This is a genomic window from Candidatus Minimicrobia sp. QA0096 (assembly GCF_963967315.1).
Lineage (GTDB): Bacteria > Patescibacteriota > Saccharimonadia > Saccharimonadales > Saccharimonadaceae > Nanosynbacter.
On sequence record NZ_OZ017288.1, the window covers coordinates 669,605 to 689,351 of the forward strand.

Below are 19,747 nucleotides of genomic sequence, written 5' to 3' on the forward strand. Positions count from 1 at the left end.
AGGTTCTATGATTACTAAAGCTATTATTCCGGTTGCGGGCTGGGGCACGCGAATGTTGCCGATTACCAAATCTATTGAAAAATGTATGCTGCCGGTCGGTACGAGGCCGGTGATTGATTATATCGTGCAAGACGTTGTGCGCGCTGGCGTTAAGGATATTTACTTCGTGGTTGGTGAACAAAGCACTCAAGTGCAGAGCTATTATCGATCAAATATTCAATTAAACGATTATCTGCGCCGTGCAGGAAAAGAAGATAAATTACCTCTGGTGGCGCCACTTCGCGACGTCCGAATACATTTTTTAACCCAACCGGGAACTGGTGGTTACGGCACAAGCATTCCAGTTGGTCTGGCGAGTGAATTTATTGAACAGGGCGAATCGGCCTTTGTGATTATGGGCGATCAATTCTTTTGGCGTGACGACGGCGGCTCAAATGCGGCTGATTTGGCGGAGTTGGTGGAATCGCGTGGATTGTCGGCTGGGCTATTGGGAAATCCTGTCGAAGAGGAGTTTATTCCGCAAACAGGAATTATTGAAACTGACGATCAGGGCAATTTTGTGCGAATAATTGAAAAGCCGAAACTGGAAGAAGCTCCAAGCAACCTCAGCAATTCAAGTTTTTACGTTCTGAACAAAGAGATTTTTGAGTTGGCGCGAACCTTGCCAGCGAACCCTAAGAGAGGCGAGTTTGAGCTAACGGACGCGATTAATGCGTATATCGATGGCGGCGGCGTGATTGCTGTTGGTGAGGCTAAGGGCGAATATATGGAATGCGGCTCACCGAGTGGTTGGTTGAAGGCGAATAACGTTATGGCGAAAAACGTTAATTGTTAACTGTACTTGATTTTATTGCTAATTTTTGATAGAATTGTTAGAGTTAATTCATAATAATTAAGGAACGAAATGAAAGCAGTCGTAAAAATCTCTGGCAAACAATATCTTGTCAGTGAAAAAGAGTCCCTCTTGGTGGATCTCCTCCCTGAAGGCACAAAAGAACTCACTCTCGACGCACTTTTGGTGATTGATGGTGATAAAATCAAGGTTGGTACGCCAACTGTAAAAGGCTCTAGCGTTAAGGCTAAGGTCGTAGAAGCGGAAGTTAAGGGCGATAAGCTTCGTGTTATCCGCTACAAGAGTAAGAAGCGTGTGCACAAAGAAACTGGTCATCGCCAGAAGTACACGAAGATTGAAATTACGTCAATCAAATAGTCTAAGAGCCGCTTTCGCAAAGGAAGCGGTTTTTTTGATGTCTGTTATTTATGTTCTGCTCATGCTATAATTAAGGCAGGTAAAAAGGGGAACGAATGACAAAAATCATTGCGGTGACAAATCAAAAAGGTGGCGTCGGCAAAACAACGACGTCAATTAACGTAGCATATTTTTTGGCAAAAGCTGGCAAGAAAACATTGTTGGTGGATTTTGATCCGCAGGGCAATGCCACTAGCGGACTTGGGATAGATAAGCAGAATTTGGGCGCAACAATATCAGAGGTGATTATGCGGCAAATTGACCTAGCGAATATCATATTGCCGACGGAATATAAAAACTTATCAATCGCTCCAGCTACACCTCATTTGGCGAATACGGAAGTAGAATTGGCGCAGGCGCAGGGAAGATTTGTTCGTTTGCGAGAAGCTTTACAAAAGGCGACGGATTACGATTATATTATTATTGATAGCCCGCCGAGCTTGAGCTTGTTGACAGTCAACGGTATGATTGCCGCTAATTACGTATTGCTTCCAGTTCAGGCAGAATTTTACGCATTGGAAGGATTGGGGCAGCTTTTGGAAAGTATGAAATTGATAAAGAAGGGGCTTAATCCGCCTCTGGAATTATTGGGTGTTTTATTGACGATGATGGACTCCAGGACTACGTTATCTGGGCAGGTTCATGCTGAGGTTAAAAAGTATTTTCCAGATAAGATTTTCAAGAATAGCATTCCGAGAAACATTCGCTTGGCTGAGGCTCCTAGCCATGGTGCGCCAGTTGGGGCGTATGATCGTTTTTCAAAAGGTTCTCGGGCTTATAAGGCACTAACGAAAGAAATTATAGAGAGGGTGGAACGATGAAAAAAGGTTTAGGTAGAGGTTTTGGGTCATTGATTCCAACCAATTTGATCGATGAAACGTTTGATCCGACAGCACAACAGGATGTGAAAGTTTCTCATTTGAGAGATATAGCTATTGACCAAGTTGTCCCAGACCCTGATCAGCCGCGTCGCTTTTTTGATGAAAATGCTTTGAATGAGTTGACGGAATCGGTGCGCGAGCATGGTGTGGTTCAGCCGATTGTTGTGACGCCAAAAGGCGATAAATATCTGATAGTGGCGGGCGAGCGACGTTGGCGTGCGGCGAATAGGGCGAATTTAGCAGAGGTGCCGTGTATCATCAGGAGTATGAGCGATCAAAATCGCCTGGAGATTTCTTTGATTGAAAACTTGCAGCGACATGATTTGAATGCGCTCGAAACGGCGACTGCTTATCAAAAATTACGCGACCAATTCAATATGACGCTAGAGGAAATTGGCAAGCGTTTGGGCGGCAAATCTATAAGTGCGGTCAGTAATACGTTGAGGTTGCTGAAGCTACCGAAGTCTGTGCAGCAGGCGTTGTTTGAGGGGCGATTAAATGAAGGGCAGGCAAGGCCTCTAATCGGTTTGCCTGATGACGCCGCGGAAGATATTATGGAGCGAGCTATTCGCGAGGAGTGGTCTGCGCGACGGATCGAGCAGGTTGTTACTTTATGGAAGCAGGCGAAGGCTAGTCCAATCGAGAATAAACGACGCCCAGCAGATATGCCGCATGCAGACGCTATTGAGAGTCTTTCTAAAAGGTTTGGTACGGGAGTAAAGATCCGGACGAATGGTCGTGGCGCTGGTCAAATCAGTATCAAGTTTAAGGACAATCTTGAATTCGAGCGAATAAGAGAATTACTCGAAAAATAATTTTTGTTAGAACGAGCGAATTTTATTGAAAGGAAATATTCGTAGGCTAACTGGCCCAACGATGTCATAAAGGGGGATCGGTCCCATGCAGTTTCGAGAGTCGCAAGAATAACTTCCTTGGCGGTGATCGCCCATAACGAATATTGTGCCTTCTGGTACGGTCGTATCGACATCTCCAGAAGTAGGCTGTCCTGGCTCATTTTTATTGACTAAAGTATCAGGGTTGAATCCGTCGGGATTTTCTGTATTGTAAACGGTTACGTTGCCGTTTTTTACGGTAACTCGTTCGCCGGCAAAGGCAATGACTCGCTTGACGATATACTCATCTTTACCTGTCGAAGAATTGAAATTAGGATTCTTAAATACAATTATTTGCCCACGATTTGGAATATAATTTTTATTTTGCAATTTTGAGCTAGTGACGGGCAATCGATTGACGATCAGGCGATCACCAGTGTACATAGTTGTTTCCATACTGGCGCCTTCAACATTGAAAGTTTGAAATACAAAAGTGTTCAATAAAAGTGTACCAATCACTACGCCAACAACGAAAATGACCATTCCCAGGCCATCTTGTAATTTTGGATGACGATCCATAAAAGTAGCGTCCATTGTTTCAATTATAAGCGTTTTGTGTGTTATAATCAATAGATATGAAACCACGCAAACAGTCGATGGACGGATTTGTCGCCAAGCGACCACAGCGAACTTCGTTGGGGGAAATTACTAGCAAAAAAACGACTACGCTCGGGCATTCTCGTAGTAACGAAGATAGTCCGCAAGTGTCGAATAATGCGACAAGAAATATTCAGCAACCAACTTCTGCTAATAAATTAAAGCAGAATATTAGCGAATCGTTGGCGGCGATTGATGAAAACACCCAGCCTTCTCCTCGGCAGGAGCGTAAGCAGAAGCGTAAGAAAAAGTTAATTACCAGGATTGTTCTTGCGATTATCGGAATTATTATTGCAATTGCAGCTGGTTGGCTGTTGTTGAAGCTTTGGCATACAATGAACTCAGTATTCCATAACGGTGGAATCTTAGGACTATTTTCGCAGCAGAAGCTGAAAGAGGATGCTTATGGCAGAAGTAATGTGCTGATTTTAGGTACAACAGATGACGATCCGGACCATCCAGGTGCGACATTGACTGACTCAATGATGATTCTTAGCGTCAATCAGACAAAGAAGGATGCGTATATGTTTAGCATTCCGCGTGACTTGTATGTAAAATTTGGCATGGCGTGTAATTCTGGCTACGCTGGTAAAATCAATGAGTATTTTGGTTGTGTAAATAGTGGAGATAGCGCACAGGCAGAAGCCGAACGAATGGATAAAACTAAGAAATTCATCGGCGATATATTCGGTATGGATATTCAATACGTGGCGCATATTAATACCGCGGTAATTCGCGATGCTGTCAATGCGGTCGGCGGAGTTACCGTTGATGTGCAGAGTCGTGATCCACGAGGAATTCTTGATCCAAGTATGGACTGGATGTGCCGAGCGAAGGAATTGAATTATCAGCAACGTCGCGAACGATGCCCAACGGGTCACTATATGCAATTGACTAACGGCAAGCACGAAATGGACGGCGAAAAAGCGATGTGGTTCTCTCGAGCGCGTGGTTTGGTGGCACCAACTTACGGATTGGAACAATCTAACTTTGACCGAGAGAAAAACCAGCAATTGGTGCTTATGGCGCTGAAAAACAAAGCTACTTCCACAGGAACACTGACTGACTTTGGTAAGGTGACGTCTCTTATGGATGCCATGGGCAAAAACTTGCGCACAAACATTGACACGAAAGAAATCCGTACAATTATGAACCTTGGTTCAGAGATAAAAGAATCTGATATTCATAGACTGAGTTTTGTGGATGAAAACAACGTACTTATGACTACTGGCACGGTAGGTGGCGCAAGCATAGTCCAGCCGGCTGCGGGATTGTATGATTATAACGACATTCGCGCTTATATAAAATCTGAGATTTACGCAACGCCGTTATCTAAGGAAAAAGCCACAGTTGCTGTCTTGAATGGTTCCGGCGTGGCTGGTGCAGCACAGAAAGAAGCGGACAAATTGACGGAATTAGGAATGAAAGTTGTTCATGTTGGCAATGCTCCAGGTAATGAAAAGCTAGGGAAGACTCAAGTTTATCAATTGCCAGCTGGTAAAGAAAAAACCGCCACAAAAGATAAATTTAAGGAGTTGTACGGCTCGGTTTCATCAGATTCCTCGAAGTATAATTTGAATGTTGACGCGCAATTTATCGTTGTTGTGGGAACTGGCTCATAATTTGGTATAATAGAGTAAGTTATGGAGTTACTGAAAACTGTTAAGCGAAGAACGTTTTGGAGCGAATTGGTTTACTATGTCTTAAATATTGGCTTGGCAGCTGCATTGCTTGTCATTGCTCAAGCGTTTCAGACTCCATTTCCGGCGTTAGCGCTTGTTGTGCTGAGCAAATGGCGCATAATTGCCGTTCGTCCGCGTTTTTGGTGGGCAAACATTCAGGCTAACTTGGTTGACTTAACGGTCGGAATTGGTGTTGTTGGTCTGATGTATCTACCTACGTCAGTGTTTTATTTCCGCGTAACATTGGCAATACTATATGCAATTTGGCTGGTTGTGATTAAGCCGATGTCTAAGCGCTGGCAGGTTGCCATGCAGTCGTTGATCGCTATTTTCGTCGGTGTAACTGCGCTTATGGTGGTGTCATACGAGTGGCCAGTTTCTGTGGTTGTTATTCTGATGTTCTTGATCGGCTATAGTTCTGCGCGTCATTTCCTACACAGTTATGACGAAGAACAAACGGTTTTACTTTCGGCAATCTGGGGACTTGTCTTTGCTGAGCTGGGTTGGCTGTCGTATTATTGGACTTATAGCTATGGAAAGTCATTATTTGGCGGCGTTTCACAGGTTACAATAATCCTATTGCTATTCTCGCTCGTCGCCAGTAAAGCTTACCAATCTTACAACAAACACAAAGCTATCCGATTTTCAGACATATCCGCTCCGGTGATTCTTACTATCGGAATTATCTTAGCGATGCTAGTGTTCTTAAATTCTGTAGTAATTTAATACTGCTGAGCACCCACAAATCTTAAAACTAAAATGTAATTTAAGATTCTTTCTTTTATGAAGCCTTTTTTTGTAGCTTCGTCAATTATTCTATTGTGCTGCTGAGGATCTGCCTCTATGAATAATAATCCATCTGGAGTAAGGCATTTTGGTGCTTGTGAGATCAATTGCAATATCAATTTCAATCCTTCGTCTTCGGCGAAAAGCGCAATTTCTGGTTCGTATTGAAGTTCTGGAGATACGTCCCAATTTTTGTCAACGTAAGGCAAATTGGCAAAGATATAGTCGACTGGTTTGAGTTGGCCATTAAGTAATGATTGCTGTTGAATATGGACGTCCGCATTTAAGGCATTCGCATTTTTTTCTGCAATATTTAAGGCTGGTTTGCTGATATCGGATAAAATTACCGACAAGTTACTCCTCTCTAATTTGGCAGTAATTCCCAGACAGCCAGATCCTGCGCCAACGTCAATTAAAACTTTTTCGGCAATTTCGCTGGCGGTCAGTTCTAAGAACAATGAAATCAGATCTTCGGATTCAGGGCGGGGAATTAAAACGGAAGGAGATACGGTAAATCTACGGCCGTAAAATTCTTTATAGCCCAGAATGTAGGCGATCGGTACGCGGTCTAATCTTAGGTCTAATCTGGCATTTGCGATGTCAAATCTTCTGGGGTCAATTTCTTCGTCTAGGTGAGCGTGTAGGTAAGTGCGGTTTTTTCGTAAAGTGTTGGCTAATATCAATTCAGCGTCTAATCTGGCGGACGGGATGTTTGCCGTTTTTAAGGATTTTGTGGCAATTTTTAGCCATTCAGAGATAATCATGTTGCTAATTATAACATATATCTATGGAATGTAAAAAGCGAGGGAAGATAGACGATATTGACAAATAAAGAAAAAGATAGTATTGTACAGATATATTATTAAGCAGAAGAAAAGGATTATATTAGATAATATGACAAAAAAGTATGAGCTTCCTATCGCTAACGTGGTTATGGGAATAGGTCTTGAAACAGGGGCTGATTATGGATGGAATAGGACTAAAGAGACTCCAGTTGTAACAGTAGAGAGTGATACTGATGTGTTGTTGAATCAACGAGAGGAAGAGCGTCGAGAGATGACCCCCGAGGAGCAGAAGGCAGCTGATGAAGCGGCAATTAAGAGTTTGTACGGAAAATATAAACGGCGCGCTAGCGACGAATCTTTAAGTCTTGACGACCGTGATAAGTGGAGTGAGGCTGCGCTTGATTTAGAATTTAGGAATCCAGACCTCTTTAATGATTAGCATTCTGAGCTTTCAGCTCACGCTCATATCTCTGTAGATTTTCAATCAAATCATCGATATCCCCGTTCATTGCAGCGGGGATATTGCTGCGGCTGTAGTGAATGCGGTGGTCGGTGATTCGGTCTTGCGGGAAGTTGTAGGTTCGGATTTTTTCCGAGCGGTCGCCAGTTCCGACCAACGAGCGTCGCTCGGCGCTTAATTTGGCGTTTTCCTCGTCAATTTTCATCTGCAACAATCGCGAACGAAGCACGCTCATGGCTTTTTCGCGGTTTTTAATTTGCGATTTTTCGTCTTGGTTTGTGACGATCATTCCAGTCGGCAAGTGGGTGATTCGCACTGCTGAGTCTGTGGTATTCACGCTCTGTCCGCCGTGTCCGCTGGAGCGGTAAATGTCAACGCGCAAATCGTTCGGATTTATTTCAATGTCAGCCTCTTCTGCTTCTGGTAAAACTGCTACTGTTACGGTTGAAGTATGGACGCGGCCTTGGCTTTCGGTTACTGGTATGCGCTGGACTCGGTGAACGCCACCTTCGAACTTCAATTTAGCATACGGTGCATCGCCTTTGATCATGAAAATTACTTCTTTATAGCCACCAGAATCATTGGCTGATTCGTTAATTAGCTCTATTTTATAGCCATTAGACTCACACCAGCGTAAATACATGCGGTACAGTTCCGCCGCGAATAGGGAGGCCTCATCGCCGCCAGCCCCAGCGCGGATTTCCATGATGATATTTTTCTCGTCATTAGGATCTTTGGGTGTGAGTAAGATGAATAATTCTTCTTCCAGTTCAGCTAATCGGGTTTCAATTTCAGTGATTTCAAGCTTCGCTAAAGCAGCCAGCTCTCCACCCTCGTTTGCTAATTCTTTGGCTTCTGCTAAGTTTTTTTCTAAGTTTTCTCGTTCTTCACCCTTTGATATAAGTGTTTCCAGTTCTGAAAATCGTTTATTTTTTGTGGTAAAATCAGGTGAGCTATAGGCGTCAGGTTGCGCCAGAAAATTGCTCAAATCAGCTCGCTCACTTTTCAGAGAATTCATATCTAAAGAAATCTTCGCCATATCTATAGAATTATATCATACATTGACAAATGTTTCCTTGTATTATATTATATAGACCGTGATGAGAGAATACGAGGACAATTCGCATAACTTGGTTTACGAAAATGCTGATAAGTCGGCGTTTCGCGATGTTGGAGAGCCATCTGAACTGATGCGATGTATTGGAAATCTTCCAGAAGCTATACCAGCAAACGATCCGAGAGTTGATTTGATTGTGAAGAGTTTGTCTAAGATTGACGCTCATCCAATAGCGAAGCCTGTTCCACTACGCGATTTAAATGAATTAATTAAAGATAATATTGTCAGTGAAACGAAAATATCCATATATGAGGGTGGGTGGCCTGACATGAGAGCGATTCCGGGATCTGACATTCCGTTGCCGGTTGAGTTATTTGTGGCTGCACCGATGATTAAAGATTGGCGAGAAGGGCGAGTGTCGGAATCGAAAGGTGGGAAAAGCAGCCGCGATATTATTAGACAATACGCAGGAATGAATCCGAAAACTAGCCCTCCAATACGCAGTGTAGATGTTGTTGTGGATTCTGATGGCGGAGTATTTTTAGCTTTACAAGGGGATGGTGCTCACCGCTTATGTGCTGCAAAAATGCGGGGAGACCGTGAAATATTATGTCGCGAGATAAGTATTGTCAGATTGAACTAACGTAAAATAAAACCGCCCAGTGATTGAGCGGTTTTTGGATTGTCGGACTAATTTGTCAGATTATTTAGTCTTTTTATCTGATTTTGGAGAATCAGTTTTAGCTGCTTTTTTAGCGTTAGCTTTTTTTGCTTTGTTTGCCAAAGCTGCTTTACGAGCTTCAGCGGCTGCTTGACGAGCCTTAAAGCGATCAACACGACCTTCGGTGTCGATAATCTTTTCCTCACCAGTAAAGAATGGGTGTGAAGCTGATGAAATGTGAACCTTAACCAATGGATATTCGTTGCCGTCTTCCCATTTGATGGTTTCGGTTGTTTGCGCTGTTGACTGAGTCAAGAACGCGAAGCCCGCTTGTTCGTCGCTAAATACGACAGGGCGATAGTTCTGTGGGTGAATACTGCTTTTCATAACTGTTCAATTGTACATAATTTATCGGAAAATGTCAAAAGTCCGTAACCTTAACTTTGCTATTTTGGCGAAATTATGACATAATATAGATATGATTGAGTTACCGACTAATCCTGATGCTTTGAGTGAGTTAAGTCCAGTGGCGCCGCCAAAGTTATTATCGCAGGCTCAAGACGCTAGTCGAGATAATCTTATGGTCTATGTAAAAGCGGATAATTATCTGGGCACGGAAACGAGCGATCCTTCATTTATGGAAAGTCGATGTAAAACGACTGAATACGAAGCGATAAATGATTTTGTGCAATTTATAGAGATGATAAAGCATTATTTACCTGATTATATGGAGGATTGCGCTAAAGAATTAATAGATGAATTGGCGTTTTTGGGCGTGCCGGAACTAAATTTCGCAGCAAACGCGTTAGCAAAAAGGCTGAGGTATCATTTGGAGGTTGATAATAAGCCAGTTTATATTGACGTAGGAAATTCGCTAAGTCAGTATCGTGCTAAAAACGAGATGAAAAGTAGTCAGTATATTTTAAGTCTGGTCTTGTCTAAATTTCCAGACGATGAATTCGAAGAATATGAAGGTAGACTGAAAGTGTATGGCGGTAGGGGTGAGATTGGCAAGAGTTCTAAGATTTTATTTCTTGATGATTGGATTGTTAGTGGTGATCAGGTAAAGGAGCGAATTGCAGGATTTGAAGTGGATAATGATCCTGAGGGCCATGAGGCAAGTGTTTTGGTTATGGCGGCTAGTGGAGATTATCTTGATAACGGCATAAGTGCGTACTCTCAGTATGGAGGAGCGACATATTCTGTAGAGGCTTGCTACAGACTCAAGAATAGTCCTGATGCTGGGGGTATGAGTAGAGTGACAGGCATACATTCTTCGACCGATAACACATTTGGCTATGAAGTTGATGGTATAGCGTACTGTGCTATCGAAAGAGGAATTCTCAAAGGAGAGGGAATTGATGAGCTAAGTCTGCCTGCATTGGCAAATATAGTACGGCCGTATCGAAATGGTGAGAATTTTGACGGTTTGTCGCGATTTAGACAATTGTTAGAGAAAGAGTAATATTTGCAGATTTATTGACTATTTGGTATAATTGCCAAGTAACTAATTTTAATGACACAATCCGTTTCACACTCCAAATCGTGGGCGGATGAGGCAAAAGGAGAAGAGAATGTCTGTAAAGGTAGACATTAAGGCTTTGCTGGAGTCAGGTGTTCATTTTGGACACAAAACCAGCCGCTGGCACCCAAAGATGGCGCCATATATTCACAGTAAGCGTCAGGATAGTCACATTATTGACTTGACTAAGACCGTTGAAGCTTTGGATAAGGCTTTGCCGGAATTGACAAAGATTGCTGCATCAGGCCGCAAGGTTTTGTTTGTTGGTACTAAAAAACAAGCTAAAGACGTTGTTCGTGAAGCAGCTGAAAAGATCAACCAGCCATACGTAGTTGAGCGCTGGATTGGTGGTATGTTGACTAACGGTTCAACTATTGCTCAGCAAATTAAGAAGCTGAAGAATCTTGAAAAGCGAATGGCTTCAGGTGATTTGGAAAAGCGTTACAATAAGCTTGAGGTGCAGCGTTTCCAAGAGGAAATCGACAGCTTGAATATGAAATATGGCGGCATCAAGGATTTGATGGGCAAGCCAGGCGCTGTTGTTGTAGTTGACGCATTGACCGACGCAAATGCAGTTCGCGAGGCTCAAACTTTGGGCGTTCCAGTATTTGCAATTGTTGACACCAACGTTAACCCAACGGGAATTGATTACGTAATTCCAGGTAATGACGACGCCGTTAAGGGTATTCAATTGCTATTAGATTACTTCACCGCAGCTGTTGCTGAAGGTGCAGGTAGCGTAAAGGTTGAAGAAAAACCAGCTAAAAAAGAGGAGAAATAGGATGGGCGTTTCTGTTGACGATATTAAAAAATTGCGCGAATTGACCGGCGTAGGCTTGACTGACGCTAAAAAAGCTTTGGTTGAAGCTGAGGGCGATTTCGATAAAGCTTTGGAAGCTATGCGCAAAAAAGGCTTGACGAAAGCTGAAAAGAAGGGTGATCGTGAAGCCCGTGAAGGTTTGATCGAAAGTTATGTTCACTCTGGCCGAATCGGCGTTATCGTTGAGGTGAACTGCGAAACCGACTTCGTGGCTCGACTTGACGACTTTAAGACGTTGGCGCACGAAATTGCTATGCAGATTGCAGCGATGAGCCCAAAGTATGTTTCTGAAGCTGACATTCCAGCAGAGGAAATGGAGCGCGTTAAAGCTGAGCTTATGGCGAGCGAATCTTTGGCAAGCAAGCCTGAAGAAATGCGCGAAAAGATCGTTGAAGGTCAATTGAAGAAGCATTTTGCTGAGCAGGTTCTTATGAGCCAGGCTTACATCTTGGACGATTCTAAGACTGTTGAGCAACACATTAAGGAAGCAATTGCTAAATTGGGCGAGAATATTGTTATTCGTCAGTTCAAGCGAATCGAGCTGGGTGTAAGCGAATAATTCCTAGTTTAGAAAATTGCTCTGGAAAGAAATCGGCTGTAATAATGCGGCCGATTTTTATTGTGTGGAAATTATTGAGCAGCCGTCTTTTTGGTGGCGCGCATCTGTCGTGGTGACGATAAATTGGTGATTTTGGATGGTTTCTTGGAGGAGTTTTTCGCGAGTGGCGTCTAGCTCCGAGAAAACGTCATCCAGTAGAATTAGCGGTCGAGATTGACTAATTTCTGTCTGCATTTCAAGCTCTAATAATTTGAACGCCAGCATAATTGTGCGCATTTCGCCACGTGAAGCAACTTTAATAGCGGGCTGATCATGGAGGAAAATTGTGAAATCTTCACGGTGTGGGCCAGCCGAAGTAAATCCTGTGACTATTTCATATTCGCGGGATTTTCCTAAGCGATTAAGTAGGGCTTGGTCGTAATTTTCCAGAGGTACAATAGCTCCATATTCGATGGATAATTGTGTGTCTTTTCCCGCCAAAGATTCGTATAAATTTTTTATGCGGGGCTCGTTTATCTGGAGAAATTTGGCTCGTTTTTGGGCAATGTTGGTCGCGTATTGGACAAATTTTATGTCCCAAGCAAACAGATTGTCACGCCAAATTGATGAGTCTTCTTGGTGGGATTTTAAGAGTTCGTTGCGCTGTAAAAGAGTGCGATTGAAAGCTCTTAAATCCGTGTCGTATTTGGGGTCAAGTCGGGCAATTAAGCCATCCAGAAAGTCGCGTCGTCGGGACGGTGAGGAGGAAATTAATCTTAGTTCGCTTGGCTCAAACAAAACGACAGGCAGACGATTTTTCCTGGTTAAAGCCTTTGATTTATTGTCATTGATGATGAATTCTTTGTTGATTTTTCCGGAAATTGAATCAAGCTTAATACGTCGCTCGCCGAAATCGCCCTCCAGGTGAATAATTGTTTGCGGAGCATTCAGCGTCATACAATCGCTAAGGCTACCTCGAAAACTACTGCCGCGTAGAGCTACGTAAACCGCTTCAAGCAGATTTGTTTTTCCTGTGCCGTTTGGCCCAACAATTACCGTCCCAGAATTACTAAAAGCCGCTTCGTGCAGATGATAAGACCGGAAATTGTATAGCTTAATCTTAGAAATCACTCTGTTATTATAGCACGGGGCGTAAGGCAAAATTAGCAGACAAGACGCCCGAAGTTTGATATAATAACGGATAGATAAATTGGAGGAAATATGTTCGACACAAACCCTTATGAAGAAAAAATGAATGCAGCGTTTAGCTTTTTTCAAGATGAATTGAAGAAGGTGCGAACGGGCAGGGCGCACGCTGGAATGCTTGATGGAATTATGGTTGAGGCTTACGGCACGAAAATGCCGCTTAATCAGGTTGCAAACGTAACCGCTCCAGAGGCACAAATGTTGTTAGTTACGCCATTTGACCCGAGTAATATTACAGCAATTTCTTCTGCAATTCGCGACAATCAAAGTCTAGGTTTTAATCCGTCTGACGATGGGCGAGTGGTTCGCGTTCCAGTTCCAGCTTTGACCGAAGAGCGCCGCCACCAACTGGTGAAACAGGTCAGCGAGAAGGTTGAGGAGGCTCGAATTGCGATGCGAAATATTCGTCAGGATGCCCTTAAGGACGCTAAGCGAATGAAGGACAATAAAGAGCTGAGCGAAGACGATTTGAAGCGTGTAGAGAAAGAAATTGACGGCTTAATGAGTAAGATGCAAACGCAAATTGACGAGGCGTTTAAGGCGAAAGAAAAGGACGTCTTGACTGTTTAATGAGCGAAACTTTTGCCGATAAAGTGAAGGCGTTGAATTTGCCGTTGGATCAAATTATTGTTATTGGTAGCGGGATTTTGGATCAATTGGGGATTCGTCCAGCTAGTGATATTGATCTTGCGGCGAGTTCTGATTTGATGAAAAAGCTCTCTGAGGAAAGTGGTGATTGGCTTAAAAAGTTTGATGACAATCAGCGTTTTTATTTTGTAAAAGATGACGGTTCGGCTGAAGTCTGGGACGGCTGGGAGTTTGATGGGCAGGCTGTTAGTTATGATGATTTGCTTGATTATGCGGTGAAATATGATGGCGTGAGGTTTGTTGATTTGGAATTTCTGCGCAAATGGAAGAGCTGGCGTGGACGTGAAAAAGACGTACGAGATGTTGAGCTAATTGATGAATGGAGGGCGAATAATGAGTGAAGATGCTAATTTGCCGAGGCACATCGGGTTTATTGTTGATGGAAATCGGCGGTGGGCAAAACAGCATGGCTTGCCGACATACGAAGGACATCTGGCGGGCTATAACGCGCTAAAAGACGTGGCATTGGAGGTTCTTCATCGAGGTGTGAAATATGCGAGTGCTTACGTTTTTAGTACGGAAAACTGGAAGCGGTCAGAGGAAGAGGTCCGACATTTGATGAAATTACTATTGAACATACTGAAGGCTGATCTTCCGATATTTATTGAAAACGAGGTTCGCTTGAGGGTTGTTGGGTCCAGGGAAGGCTTGTCGGATCAATTGATCAAAGCGATTGACGAGGCTGAGAAAAAGACCGCCGATCTGAAAAATGGAGAACTGGTCTTATGCTTGAACTATGGCGGACATTTGGAAATTGCTGATGCGGTTAAAAAAATTGTTCAATCTGGAGTTTCTGCTGAGGAAATTACGCCCGAGTTGATTGCTCAAAATATATATGCGCCAGAGGTGCCGCCGTGTGATTTGATTGTCAGAACTTCTAGCGAACAGCGGCTCAGTAACTTTATGTTGTGGCGATCGGCGTACAGTGAGTTGATGTTTGTTGAGAAAAATTGGCCAGACATGACGGTGGAAGACGTGTCGGTGATTTTAGAGGAATATGCTAATCGGAATAGGCGGTTTGGAAAATGATTATTTGGGGAGTACTTTTAGGGCTATTTGTTCTCATTTTATTGGTGGTTTTGCATGAATTAGGTCATGCTATTGTCGCCAAGAGAAACGGCGTCAAGGTTGAGGAATTTGGAGTTGGATTTCCGCCTGCCGCAAAAAAATGGAAAGTAAAGCGAAGTTTCTTGGGTGAAAACGTAACGTTTAGTCTGAATTGGCTGCCGCTTGGTGGATTTGTTAGGTTGAAAGGTGAATACGATTCTGCAAAAGGCGAGGGCACATATGGCGGTTCGACGTTTTGGGTGAAGACGAAAATCTTGCTGGCTGGCGTCGTGATGAACTGGATAACTGCGATTGTTTTGTTCACAATTCTTGCGATAATTGGCATGCCGAAAATCCTGTCGAACCAAGTTCAATTGCCGTTTGATACAGAGGTTAGGCGTTCGCCAGTAGCGATAGTGAAAATCACCCCGAATTCTCCAGCGGATAAAATTGGACTTAAGGTTAATGACGAACTTATTAAGATAAATGGTCAGCCGCTTACGGAGGCGGAAAAATTGCCAATTATAACTAAGCAAAGTTCTGGCAAGAAAGTCAGGGTTGAATATAGGCGTGACGGCAAAGAGTCATCTGTTGACGTCCAGTTGAATGATGAAAAGTCCGCGAAGGGAAGTGGATATTTGGGTGTTATTCCGGGACAGACGGAGAAAATGTATAGCACGTGGTCAGCTCCCATAGTGGGCGTGGCGACCACTGGGCAATTATCATATGAGACTCTGAAGGGTGTTGGCGTATTGTTGGCGAAGACGGCTCATGGATTAGTTGGACAAATATTTGGGTCTAACGAATCAAAGGAATCGGCTCGTGCGGATTTGGCATCTGTTGGGCAGAGTGTAGCAGGACCAATTGGCATACTGGGTGTATTATTCCCGTCAGTTGTCAGTTCTGGAATTGAGCAAATCATTTTCGTAGCGGCGTTAATTTCACTGACGCTGGCGGTGATGAACATTTTACCAATTCCAGCGCTTGACGGCGGTCGCTGGTTCACGATGACAATTTTCCGCTTATTTAAGAAAGATTTAACGAAAGAGCGCGAGGAAAATATTCAGGCAACCGGTATGCTAATTCTATTAATCTTAACAATTTTGGTGACGATCAGTGATGTTGGAAAACTCTTCTAAGAAATTAAAAAACCGCAAATGGTGGCTGATTTTGGCGCTCCCAGCTTGGGTTTATGGCGTATTTTTGGCGGTGGAAGTTGTTGCTTCATTGGCGGTCAGCGCTTTGATAAAAACTGGTGTACCGCTCAATTCTGTGAATCCAGTTATTTTTAACACGGTGCTTTCGGTTGTCGTATATATTTTGTCGCTAATTGTCGTGATTTCTGTGCCGTTTTTGGTTAAGAAGCGCCGAACAACTTTGGGCAATTTGGGCGTGAATGACTGGCCAACATTTTTGGAAATATTTATTTCTCCGTTTGCTTTTGTGGCTTACTTTTTACTAACAATGGTCGCGATGAGCATCGCCAGTGGTGTTTTCTCGGTGGATATGCAGCAAAAGCAGGTCATGCCGTTCAGTCAGAGTATGCTGGCGACTCATTGGCAATTTATCATGGCGTTTGTTGTGCTGGTGGTGCTGGCGCCGATTGTTGAGGAACTTTTGTATCGCGGATATCTTTACGGCAAGTTGCGCAATTCTTTCTCGATTTGGTCATCAATTATCGTAACAAGCATAGCGTTTGGCGCGGCACATCTTTGGGTTGGTCCGGATTCGCCATTGCAATGGGCGGTGGCAGTTGATACACTTACTTTAAGCTTGGTGATGTGCGCAACTAGGGAATATACTGGCGCAATTTGGGTGCCTATTATGATGCATATGATGAAAAACGGAATAGCTTTTTATTTCTTGTTTATCAATACGGGCGCAATTAATCAGACAGAATCGTTATTGCCATTTATATTTATGTAAAGGAGAAAAGATATGCGAATGACACAACTTTTTACTAGAACTTTGAAGCAGGCGCCAGCTGGCGAGGTTGCGCGAAATGCTCAGCTTTTGATTCGTGCTGGCTACGTACATAAAACGATGGCGGGTGTGTATTCGTTTTTACCGTTGGGTTTGAGAGTTCTTGAGAATATCAAGCAAATTGTTCGTGAGGAAATGGACAAGGTTAATAGCCAGGAATTGGTGATGAGTACTTTGCAGCGAAAGGAATTGTGGGAAGAAACTGGTCGCTGGAGTGATGAATTGGTCGACGTTTGGTTTAAATCTAAGTTGCAAGACGGCACGGACATTGGCTTTGGTTGGACGCACGAGGAGCCGATTGTTGATCTTCTTCGTAATTACTTAAAGAGCTACAAAGATTTGCCAATTAGCGTTTATCAATTCCAGAACAAATTGCGAAACGAACTTCGCGCTAAGAGTGGAATTATGCGTGGTCGTGAATTTGTGATGAAGGATATGTATTCGATTCACGATAGCAAGGAGAGTCTAGATAGTTACTACAATTCAGTTATTGAGGCGTATAAGCGTTGTTATGACCGATTTGGAATTGGCGATGAAACGTATGTAACATTTGCTTCTGGTGGCGCTTTCACGAAGTTTAGTCATGAATTTCAGACGATTTGCGAGGCTGGTGAGGATTATATTTATTTGCATCGTGGTAAAAATATCGCTGTTAATGAAGAAATTTTGGACGAGGCAATTGAGGAACTCGGCGTTGATCGTAGTGAGTTGGAAAAGGTGAAAACTGCCGAAGTTGGCAATATCTTTAATTTCGGAACGCAGAAATCCGAAGAAATGAAGTTGGTATTTACTGACGCCGAAGGTAAAGAACAATACGCTTATATGGGAAGTTATGGCATTGGAATTACGCGAGTTATGGGCGTGATTGTTGAGAAGTTCGCTGATGATAAAGGTTTGGTCTGGCCAGAAAATGTTGCGCCGTTTAAGGTTCATATTGTTGCAATTGGTGAAAAAGGACAGGAATTGGCGGGCAAGTTTTATGACGAGCTAGCTAATAGCGGCGTCGATGCGCTGCTTGATGATCGTGATGAGCGTCCAGGCGTGAAATTTGCTGATGCTGAGCTCATGGGTTTGCCGTGGCGGATAACGATTGGCGATCGAGCGATTGACGGTGATGGCTTGTTTGAATTGACGGAACGAGCAACTGGCGAAACGCGAAAAATGGATTATCAACAATTGATGGATTTTTGCCTTAGTCGGTAGGGCTGATTATGTTGACATAATAAATAGCGATTGATATACTCAGATAGACTTAATCAAGACTAACTAAAAACACTATATTTAGTGTAGATCGTAGGGCTAATACCACTACATACAGTAGAGGAGGAGATTTTTATGAAAAAAACTTATCAAATTACAGAATCTGGTAAAGCTGATTTAGAAAAAGAATTGGCAGAGTTGAAAGGCCGACGTGGTGAAATTGCTGAAAAAATTGCGGCAGCGCGAGACTTTGGCGATTTGAGTGAAAACGCGGAATATGACGCTGCACGCGAAGAGCAAGGCTTGGTGGAAACGCGAATTTTGGAAATTGAAGATATTCTGCAGAACGCCGAAATTATTAAATCCAGCGGCAGCTCAAGTGTTGGTTTGGGTAGTACAGTTGAATTGCAATGTCCAGAGAAAACTGTGACTTATACGGTTGTCGGTCCAGTTGAGGCCGATCCATTGGCTGGACGAATCTCAGATCAGTCGCCAATTGGTAAAGAATTGATTGGTAAGAAAATCGGCGATGAAGTTACAATTAAAACTCCAAAAGCCGAAATTACTTACATTATTAAGTCGATATCTTAAGTCTGGCGGGATTTACCGCGTATAATGTGCTATAATTATCTCTGTTATGGCCACACTTCAAGATTATCGCAATGAACGACTACGAAAACTGGAAACATTACGTCAATTAGGCGTTGAACCATATCCAGCAAAATCAGAACGAACTCACACTTGTGCTGAGGTTTTATCTAAATACGATGAGCTAGCTGGTAAGGAAGTTGTTGTTGCGGGTCGTGTGGCATCTATTCGCAGTTTTGGTAAATTGGCATTTATTAAGTTGCGTGATCAATCTGGTGATGTGCAACTTTACTTACAGCGTGATGACGTGGCGGAATTAGATGCTGCGCGCGGTGTGCTTGGAATGAAGCAGCTTAAATTGCTGGACACGGGCGATTTTATCGAGGCGAAGGGCGTAATGACTACGACGCAAACGGGCGAAAAATCCGTTGGTGTACGCGAACTTAGATTGTTGACTAAATCGTTGAGGCCAATGCCAGAAAAATTAGAGAATAAGGAAGAGCGCTTGCGCCGACGTTATGTTGATATGAACGTCAATCCCGAAGTTCGCGAGCGGTTCATTCGCCGAAGTAAGTTTTGGCAGGCAACGCGAGATTATTTGAATAGTCATGGATTCATTGAGATTAATGTTCCTGTTTTGGAGCATACAACTGGCGGTGCGGACGCGAACCCATTTGTGACGCATATGGATGCGCTGGGCGATCAGCAGTTTTATTTGCGAATTAGCCACGAATTACCATTAAAGCGATTAATTGGCGCTGGATTTGAGAAAGTTTACGACCTCGGTCCTCGTTTTCGCAATGAAAATTATTCGGACGAGCATCTGCCAGAACATATTGCCATGGAGTGGTATGCGGCTTACTGGAACTGGAAACAGGGAATGCGTTTCATGGAGTCGATGTATAAAGATGTGCTTCAGAAGACTTTTGGTACCCTGCAATTCCAATTGGGCAAGTTCAACGTCGATATGAGTGGCGAGTGGGAAGTTTGGGATTATGCTGAGGTTATTCGCAAGCATTACGGAATCGATGTTTATAACACGACGATTGAAGAAGTTGCCGCTAAACTGAAAGAGTATAATTTGGAAGTTGAAAAAACTGACTCTATTCCGCGCAGTATTGATAAATTATGGAAGAATATTCGT

The 19,747-nt window shown here is 43.3% G+C and carries 24 protein-coding genes; 19 read left to right on the forward strand and 5 right to left on the reverse strand.

Annotated elements, in window-relative coordinates:
• Positions 1 to 7: 7 nt before the first annotated feature.
• From AACH20_RS03575 to AACH20_RS03590, 4 genes are all read left to right on the forward strand, one after another.
• Entirely contained in the window at positions 8 to 835 is an 828-nt protein-coding gene (locus AACH20_RS03575) for a sugar phosphate nucleotidyltransferase (RefSeq protein WP_338504225.1), read from the forward strand.
• 69 nt (positions 836 to 904) lie between these two features.
• A complete protein-coding gene (gene rplU, locus AACH20_RS03580) occupies positions 905 to 1,210 on the forward strand; it encodes a 50S ribosomal protein L21 (protein WP_129632343.1) in 306 nt (101 codons plus the stop codon).
• Positions 1,211 to 1,305: 95 nt separating this feature from the next.
• A complete protein-coding gene (locus tag AACH20_RS03585; RefSeq protein ID WP_129632346.1) occupies positions 1,306 to 2,070 on the forward strand; it encodes a ParA family protein in 765 nt (254 codons plus the stop codon).
• Positions 2,067 to 2,945 carry a ParB/RepB/Spo0J family partition protein gene (locus AACH20_RS03590; RefSeq protein ID WP_338504228.1) on the forward strand — a complete coding sequence of 293 codons (879 nt, stop codon included), beginning with the start codon at positions 2,067 to 2,069 and terminating at the stop codon, positions 2,943 to 2,945. The genes AACH20_RS03585 and AACH20_RS03590 overlap by 4 nt, the downstream gene beginning before the upstream one ends.
• Positions 2,946 to 2,951: 6 nt before the next feature.
• On the opposite strand, the gene lepB is transcribed toward AACH20_RS03590, so the two are convergent.
• Positions 2,952 to 3,557 (reverse strand): signal peptidase I, encoded by a 606-nt coding sequence (gene lepB, locus AACH20_RS03595; protein WP_338504230.1) that lies wholly within the window; start codon positions 3,555 to 3,557, stop codon positions 2,952 to 2,954.
• A 41-nt stretch (positions 3,558 to 3,598) separates the two neighbouring features.
• On the opposite strand from lepB, the gene AACH20_RS03600 reads away from it, so the two are divergent.
• Together AACH20_RS03600 and AACH20_RS03605 are read left to right on the forward strand one after the other, a co-directional pair.
• Entirely contained in the window at positions 3,599 to 5,242 is a 1,644-nt protein-coding gene (locus tag AACH20_RS03600) for an LCP family protein (protein WP_338504232.1), read from the forward strand.
• Positions 5,243 to 5,263: 21 nt separating this feature from the next.
• On the forward strand, positions 5,264 to 6,028 hold the full coding sequence (locus tag AACH20_RS03605; protein ID WP_338504234.1) for a hypothetical protein: 765 nt from the start codon (positions 5,264 to 5,266) through the stop codon (positions 6,026 to 6,028).
• Here AACH20_RS03605 and prmC read toward each other — a convergent pair.
• A complete protein-coding gene (prmC, locus tag AACH20_RS03610; protein WP_338504236.1) occupies positions 6,025 to 6,852 on the reverse strand; it encodes a peptide chain release factor N(5)-glutamine methyltransferase in 828 nt (275 codons plus the stop codon). The genes AACH20_RS03605 and prmC overlap by 4 nt on opposite strands.
• A gap of 130 nt (positions 6,853 to 6,982) precedes the next feature.
• Here prmC and AACH20_RS03615 point away from each other — a divergent pair, with 130 nt between their 5' ends.
• Complete coding sequence (locus AACH20_RS03615) at positions 6,983 to 7,312, forward strand: hypothetical protein (protein WP_243826373.1); 330 nt, start codon at positions 6,983 to 6,985, stop codon at positions 7,310 to 7,312.
• Here AACH20_RS03615 and prfA read toward each other — a convergent pair.
• Positions 7,302 to 8,372, reverse strand: coding sequence for a peptide chain release factor 1 (gene prfA / locus AACH20_RS03620; protein WP_338504242.1), 1,071 nt, complete (start codon positions 8,370 to 8,372; stop codon positions 7,302 to 7,304). The genes AACH20_RS03615 and prfA overlap by 11 nt on opposite strands.
• 61 nt (positions 8,373 to 8,433) lie before the next feature.
• On the opposite strand from prfA, the gene AACH20_RS03625 reads away from it, so the two are divergent.
• Positions 8,434 to 9,033: a hypothetical protein gene (locus tag AACH20_RS03625; protein WP_338504244.1), complete on the forward strand. Its 600-nt coding sequence runs from the start codon at positions 8,434 to 8,436 to the stop codon at positions 9,031 to 9,033.
• A 60-nt stretch (positions 9,034 to 9,093) separates the two neighbouring features.
• Here the strand turns inward: AACH20_RS03625 and AACH20_RS03630 are convergent, their stop codons facing one another.
• Positions 9,094 to 9,438: a type B 50S ribosomal protein L31 gene (locus tag AACH20_RS03630; RefSeq protein ID WP_129636941.1), complete on the reverse strand. Its 345-nt coding sequence runs from the start codon at positions 9,436 to 9,438 to the stop codon at positions 9,094 to 9,096.
• 91 nt (positions 9,439 to 9,529) lie between these two features.
• On the opposite strand from AACH20_RS03630, the gene AACH20_RS03635 reads away from it, so the two are divergent.
• The 3 genes from AACH20_RS03635 (at position 9,530) to tsf (ending at position 11,952) form a co-directional block, all read left to right on the forward strand.
• On the forward strand, positions 9,530 to 10,516 hold the full coding sequence (locus AACH20_RS03635; protein WP_338504247.1) for a hypothetical protein: 987 nt from the start codon (positions 9,530 to 9,532) through the stop codon (positions 10,514 to 10,516).
• A 109-nt stretch (positions 10,517 to 10,625) separates the two neighbouring features.
• Positions 10,626 to 11,354 (forward strand): 30S ribosomal protein S2, encoded by a 729-nt coding sequence (gene rpsB / locus AACH20_RS03640; RefSeq protein WP_165000018.1) that lies wholly within the window; start codon positions 10,626 to 10,628, stop codon positions 11,352 to 11,354.
• Position 11,355: 1 nt separating this feature from the next.
• The gene (gene tsf / locus AACH20_RS03645; protein WP_338504253.1) at positions 11,356 to 11,952 is read left to right on the forward strand and encodes a translation elongation factor Ts; all 597 of its coding nucleotides are present in this window, start codon (positions 11,356 to 11,358) and stop codon (positions 11,950 to 11,952) included.
• Between the two features lie 57 nt (positions 11,953 to 12,009).
• On the opposite strand, the gene recF is transcribed toward tsf, so the two are convergent.
• Positions 12,010 to 13,062, reverse strand: a complete 1,053-nt coding sequence (gene recF, locus AACH20_RS03650; protein ID WP_338504255.1) for a DNA replication/repair protein RecF — start codon at positions 13,060 to 13,062, stop codon at positions 12,010 to 12,012.
• Positions 13,063 to 13,152: 90 nt separating this feature from the next.
• On the opposite strand from recF, the gene frr reads away from it, so the two are divergent.
• The 8 genes from frr to AACH20_RS03690 all read left to right on the forward strand — a co-directional run.
• Positions 13,153 to 13,707, forward strand: coding sequence for a ribosome recycling factor (frr, locus tag AACH20_RS03655; protein WP_338504257.1), 555 nt, complete (start codon positions 13,153 to 13,155; stop codon positions 13,705 to 13,707).
• Positions 13,707 to 14,126: a hypothetical protein gene (locus AACH20_RS03660; RefSeq protein WP_338504260.1), complete on the forward strand. Its 420-nt coding sequence runs from the start codon at positions 13,707 to 13,709 to the stop codon at positions 14,124 to 14,126. Before frr ends, AACH20_RS03660 begins: the two co-directional genes overlap by 1 nt.
• Positions 14,119 to 14,814: a polyprenyl diphosphate synthase gene (gene uppS, locus AACH20_RS03665; RefSeq protein WP_338504262.1), complete on the forward strand. Its 696-nt coding sequence runs from the start codon at positions 14,119 to 14,121 to the stop codon at positions 14,812 to 14,814. The genes AACH20_RS03660 and uppS overlap by 8 nt, the downstream gene beginning before the upstream one ends.
• A complete protein-coding gene (locus AACH20_RS03670; protein ID WP_338504265.1) occupies positions 14,811 to 15,971 on the forward strand; it encodes a M50 family metallopeptidase in 1,161 nt (386 codons plus the stop codon). The genes uppS and AACH20_RS03670 overlap by 4 nt, the downstream gene beginning before the upstream one ends.
• Positions 15,952 to 16,758 (forward strand): CPBP family intramembrane glutamic endopeptidase, encoded by an 807-nt coding sequence (locus AACH20_RS03675; protein ID WP_338504267.1) that lies wholly within the window; start codon positions 15,952 to 15,954, stop codon positions 16,756 to 16,758. The genes AACH20_RS03670 and AACH20_RS03675 overlap by 20 nt, the downstream gene beginning before the upstream one ends.
• Before the next feature lie 18 nt (positions 16,759 to 16,776).
• Positions 16,777 to 18,018, forward strand: a complete 1,242-nt coding sequence (locus AACH20_RS03680) for an aminoacyl--tRNA ligase-related protein (protein ID WP_338504269.1) — start codon at positions 16,777 to 16,779, stop codon at positions 18,016 to 18,018.
• Positions 18,019 to 18,150: 132 nt separating this feature from the next.
• Positions 18,151 to 18,606 (forward strand): transcription elongation factor GreA, encoded by a 456-nt coding sequence (greA, locus tag AACH20_RS03685; RefSeq protein WP_376787507.1) that lies wholly within the window; start codon positions 18,151 to 18,153, stop codon positions 18,604 to 18,606.
• 46 nt (positions 18,607 to 18,652) lie between these two features.
• A partial coding sequence (locus AACH20_RS03690; RefSeq protein ID WP_338504271.1) for an amino acid--tRNA ligase-related protein occupies positions 18,653 to 19,747 on the forward strand: 1,095 nt, incomplete at its 3' end.

Bases quoted from the DNA above. Each gene is read 5' to 3' on its own strand.
- AACH20_RS03675 (WP_338504267.1), top strand. From the start codon at position 15,952: ATGTTGGAAAACTCTTCTAAGAAATTAAAAAACCGCAAATGGTGGCTG.
- rpsB (WP_165000018.1), top strand. From the start codon at position 10,626: ATGTCTGTAAAGGTAGACATTAAGGCTTTGCTGGAGTCAGGTGTTCAT.
- lepB (WP_338504230.1), bottom strand. From the start codon at position 3,557: ATGGACGCTACTTTTATGGATCGTCATCCAAAATTACAAGATGGCCTG.
- rplU (WP_129632343.1), top strand. From the start codon at position 905: ATGAAAGCAGTCGTAAAAATCTCTGGCAAACAATATCTTGTCAGTGAA.
- greA (WP_376787507.1), top strand. From the start codon at position 18,151: ATGAAAAAAACTTATCAAATTACAGAATCTGGTAAAGCTGATTTAGAA.
- AACH20_RS03615 (WP_243826373.1), top strand. From the start codon at position 6,983: ATGACAAAAAAGTATGAGCTTCCTATCGCTAACGTGGTTATGGGAATA.
- AACH20_RS03600 (WP_338504232.1), top strand. From the start codon at position 3,599: ATGAAACCACGCAAACAGTCGATGGACGGATTTGTCGCCAAGCGACCA.
- frr (WP_338504257.1), top strand. From the start codon at position 13,153: ATGTTCGACACAAACCCTTATGAAGAAAAAATGAATGCAGCGTTTAGC.
- AACH20_RS03590 (WP_338504228.1), top strand. From the start codon at position 2,067: ATGAAAAAAGGTTTAGGTAGAGGTTTTGGGTCATTGATTCCAACCAAT.
- tsf (WP_338504253.1), top strand. From the start codon at position 11,356: ATGGGCGTTTCTGTTGACGATATTAAAAAATTGCGCGAATTGACCGGC.
- AACH20_RS03605 (WP_338504234.1), top strand. From the start codon at position 5,264: ATGGAGTTACTGAAAACTGTTAAGCGAAGAACGTTTTGGAGCGAATTG.
- AACH20_RS03625 (WP_338504244.1), top strand. From the start codon at position 8,434: ATGAGAGAATACGAGGACAATTCGCATAACTTGGTTTACGAAAATGCT.
- AACH20_RS03635 (WP_338504247.1), top strand. From the start codon at position 9,530: ATGATTGAGTTACCGACTAATCCTGATGCTTTGAGTGAGTTAAGTCCA.
- prmC (WP_338504236.1), bottom strand. From the start codon at position 6,852: ATGATTATCTCTGAATGGCTAAAAATTGCCACAAAATCCTTAAAAACG.
- AACH20_RS03630 (WP_129636941.1), bottom strand. From the start codon at position 9,438: ATGAAAAGCAGTATTCACCCACAGAACTATCGCCCTGTCGTATTTAGC.
- prfA (WP_338504242.1), bottom strand. From the start codon at position 8,372: ATGGCGAAGATTTCTTTAGATATGAATTCTCTGAAAAGTGAGCGAGCT.
- AACH20_RS03670 (WP_338504265.1), top strand. From the start codon at position 14,811: ATGATTATTTGGGGAGTACTTTTAGGGCTATTTGTTCTCATTTTATTG.
- AACH20_RS03575 (WP_338504225.1), top strand. From the start codon at position 8: ATGATTACTAAAGCTATTATTCCGGTTGCGGGCTGGGGCACGCGAATG.
- AACH20_RS03660 (WP_338504260.1), top strand. From the start codon at position 13,707: ATGAGCGAAACTTTTGCCGATAAAGTGAAGGCGTTGAATTTGCCGTTG.
- uppS (WP_338504262.1), top strand. From the start codon at position 14,119: ATGAGTGAAGATGCTAATTTGCCGAGGCACATCGGGTTTATTGTTGAT.
- AACH20_RS03680 (WP_338504269.1), top strand. From the start codon at position 16,777: ATGACACAACTTTTTACTAGAACTTTGAAGCAGGCGCCAGCTGGCGAG.
- AACH20_RS03585 (WP_129632346.1), top strand. From the start codon at position 1,306: ATGACAAAAATCATTGCGGTGACAAATCAAAAAGGTGGCGTCGGCAAA.